General features: G+C 38.6%; 2 protein-coding genes. One reads left to right on the forward strand and one right to left on the reverse strand.

Annotation, left to right across the window (positions count from 1 at the left end):
* Positions 1–255 precede the first annotated feature (255 nt).
* Positions 256–1506 (forward strand): IS4 family transposase, encoded by a 1251-nt coding sequence (locus ACEW8U_RS23200; protein ID WP_373524439.1) that lies wholly within the window; start codon positions 256–258, stop codon positions 1504–1506.
* Positions 1507–1788: 282 nt separating this feature from the next.
* Here the strand turns inward: ACEW8U_RS23200 and ACEW8U_RS23205 are convergent.
* A partial coding sequence (locus tag ACEW8U_RS23205; protein WP_373524440.1) for an outer membrane beta-barrel protein occupies positions 1789–3697 on the reverse strand: 1909 nt, incomplete at its 5' end.

The raw sequence follows: 3697 nt of genomic DNA on the forward strand, positions 1-3697 counted from the left end.
CTAATACTAAAAATGATGTCTTTTTTTTTAAATTCTAATCGGAAGTAAAGTAAACAGAATTGATCTAAGCTCTTCTCTAAAAGGTTATAATACTCTCCGAGATAAAATCAAAAATTTTTGAAATTCTTTCATATAAAATTACTGTCATCCGACAAAAACACGCAGTGTTTTTGATAATCTTGAAAAAGTACAATGGCGAGGTTTTGACACCTCGCCAAAGTTTACGATGTTTGAAGTTACCACACCAAAAACATCATGGCCAAAAATACAAATCTTGCGGGTCAACCGGTAATTTGTCAGCTACTTTCTTTTCTTCCCCGTCAAATTGTTGACTCCTGTGTGTCTGAGCACCTGAGTGACAGGTATTATAAGACCATGACCACATGGAAGCAACTTGTCTTTATGCTCTATGGTGTCGTTACCAAATGTCATTCACTTAACAGTCTTTGTAAAAACCTTCTATTCCTCGAAGACCGGCTAACATATCTTGGTATAGATAAACTTCCTGCGGTCAGTACGCTCAGTGATGCCAATATCAACCGGGACAGTACGGTATTCGAATCGATATACGTGAATCTTCTGGATCATTATAAAGAAGAGCTGAGACCAGTAGAATCCAGTTTTTTGGACAAGCGGGTGGATACAGGTAAAATCATGCTCGTAGATTCTTCTACAATTTCTCTTTTCGTGGATGTGTATAAAGGTGCGGGGCGTAATCCTGTAACCGGCAAAAAGAAAGGTGGTCTTAAAATCCATGCCAAGTTGCCGCTGGGCGGCTCAGTACCGGATCTGATACACATTACCGAAGCAGCCTGCAACGACAAATCTTTTCTCGGACAGCTTGAAGGCGAAAAAGGGACGATTTATGTCTTTGACAAAGGATATGTCAAGTACCGAAAATGGAAAAAGTGGAGCGACAACGGAGTCTATTTTGTAACCCGGCTCAATGACAATGCGGAGTATCAGGTTCTGGAAGGAAAAACAAACCACATCAGTGATTATGCCGATGGAGGGATCATCTCTGACCAAATAATCATGCTAAATCCGTCAAAGGAGCCCTTAAAGGCCAGGCTGATGATATATAAAGACCCCGTTAGCGGTAAGGTACTCGAGTTTGTTTCCAATATGTTCGACTACAATGAAAACACAATAATCCTACTATATAAATACCGATGGAATATTGAAATTCTGTTCAAGCAGTTGAAGCAAAACTTCGAATTGGGATATTTTTACTCGGACAGCTTGGAAGGGATCAAAACTCAGGTATGGATAGCTTTGATAGCCAATTTATTGTTTTCTGTAATTCACAGGCAGTGCAAAGAGGCTGAACAGTTTGTGACAATCGTCAACATGGCTGCCATTAACATGTGTTCCTATATTTCGCTGATAAAGCTTGTCAGGTCAGGAAGACTGTTAGGTTTAGAAAGGGATCTGAAAATAATACAATTTGAATTATTCGGTTTACAGCAGGGGGGTGTTTTTGAGAATTCAAAAAATCCCCCCTAATTTGAACATCAGGGGGGATTTTATGATATTTTTGATTTTAGTCGGATGATAGTAATTAAAATTCCAAAATATATTAGAAGAAAAAATTTAAATGTCTCTAATAGATTATGAACAAATATATTCTGAGGAGTAATTATTTCCTTTATCAGTTTCCGGTGGAGATATTTGAAAAATGACCTCATCACCACCCAGATAACTACCTAAAAATAAATTGGCAATAGACTGAAAATTGCTAAAAAATATCCAGTTGTCATTTGTAATAATCTTTATAGTGCCATTCTACTACAGTACCCTTTTCCTTTCTTCTTCAGATCCTGTAGCCTTCATCACTGCACGAATGCCTGACAGACCAAAATTTTTCGAGTAGGTCAGCCGAATGAGACGTGAAGTCCTTAAAACACTAATACCTGCCTCAGTTCGGATTTGAGGATTGATGTTTCTAACCGAAAATCTGTTTGTCCACAAAATATCCTCCGCTGCCAATTTAAAGCTTCCTTTGTTGGCATTCAGTTCTTTTTGAATCCCAAAATTCAAAGCCCCAAATGATTTCAATGTAAGAAGTCCAAAAAGCTGTGAGCTGATATAAAACCCGGAAATTTCCGTGGAATATCCGCTGCCCAATCTGAATGTCTGGGTAGAATTGATATGAATGTAGTTCATGTTTCTGTCAATCAGGATTCCCTGGCTCACTGAATTTACCTTTTGATGGACAGCCTGAATGGAACTGTTGCCTTCCCACCATTCGGTGAAGTTATTGGGGGCACTTAGAGTAAGAGAAATATTTCTACTGTTGTCAAAATTGGTTTTTTGTATCAGTTGTTTATTCTCATCTGGAAATACCAACATATTCCAACCTATTGAGTTTTTGATCTGGGTGAAATCAAAATTCAAGGAATAGGATTTCTTGAATTGGAAATTTGTCTGAACGCTTTGAGACAGCGCGGGAAATAATTCCATATTGCCAATTAATAAATTAAGTGGATCAAAAAATGTCACAACGGGAGCCAAATCCTTGTAGGTTGGTCTTGTAATTCTTCGTCCATAAGAGGCCATGATTTTGAGGTCTTCGTTGAACTCCCTGCTGAGTGAAAAATTCGGAAAAAGATTCCCATAATTTCTTTCCAGTATGGGTTCCCTTGTAAAATTTTCAAGATGGGTATAGGTATGCTCATACCTAAGCCCTGCCTGCATTTTGGTTTTACGATCTAGATCTGCATCAAAGCTTAGATAAGCAGCTCCTATATTTTCTTTCATCAGGACATGCTGACTGAGTTCTGAATCCTTAAACCAAGTATTGTTCTGAAATCTATTGGCTTCAATTTTATTCTCTATATCAGATAAAGTGCCTTTCAGTCCCATTTCCATCGATAGGTTGTCATTCAGTTTTTGTTGAAAATCTGATTTGGCCACCTTGATGTGTATCGGTGTATGTTTATCATTCACCAACAATTCCTCCTCTTCAGATTGCTCAGGATAAAATGAATACTTGAAACGGTAATCATGTGGATTGTTGTGAAAATAATAAAGATAATCCAGGTCAAAAGTCAGAAAGCCACCTTTTGGAAATTTATGGGTAAAATATAGATTGGTTCCATATCCCCACCAATGGTTTCTTTCCAGATCTTTTACACCAATCCTGGTATTCAGGTGATTTGAATGACTGATTTCAGTCTGTCCAAAGGCAACCTGATCCTCTTTGGTGCTTATGCCTGTAATCTGTCCGCCGAAGGAAGTATTGGCATTCAAGGCAATTTCAAATCCACCCTGACCGTTCAGTGTCCAAACCATAAAATCCCTTTCATATTCGGAATCACTGCGGATTTCCACACCATTTGGATTTATAATTCGATTATTGGTGGTCAACATCAAATAATGTTCTCTTCGCGCCGAAGCATTCAGATAAAAACTCACTTTTCTCCCACGATGATTGATATTCATCGATCCTCCAAATCTTTCGAGGGTTTCTTGATCAAATGAGGTCCCAAAGTTTCCTGAAAAAGAGCCGTTGGTTCCCATTTCCAGGTTTTGGGTACTGATGATATTGATCAACCCTGCATTTCCCTCAGCATCATATTGGGAAGGGGGATTGCTGATTATTTCAATGGTGCTCACCTGATCGGCATTCATTCCCGAAAGCATCTGAACAACAACATTTATTGGCAGACGGACAAGTTTGCCGTTCAGCATGACC

This window comes from Aquiflexum sp., assembly GCF_041751335.1.
Classification (GTDB): Bacteria; Bacteroidota; Bacteroidia; order Cytophagales; family Cyclobacteriaceae; genus Aquiflexum.

Coding starts and splice junctions, on each gene's coding strand:
- ACEW8U_RS23200 (WP_373524439.1), top strand. CDS start 256: ATGGCCAAAAATACAAATCTTGCGGGTCAACCGGTAATTTGTCAGCTA.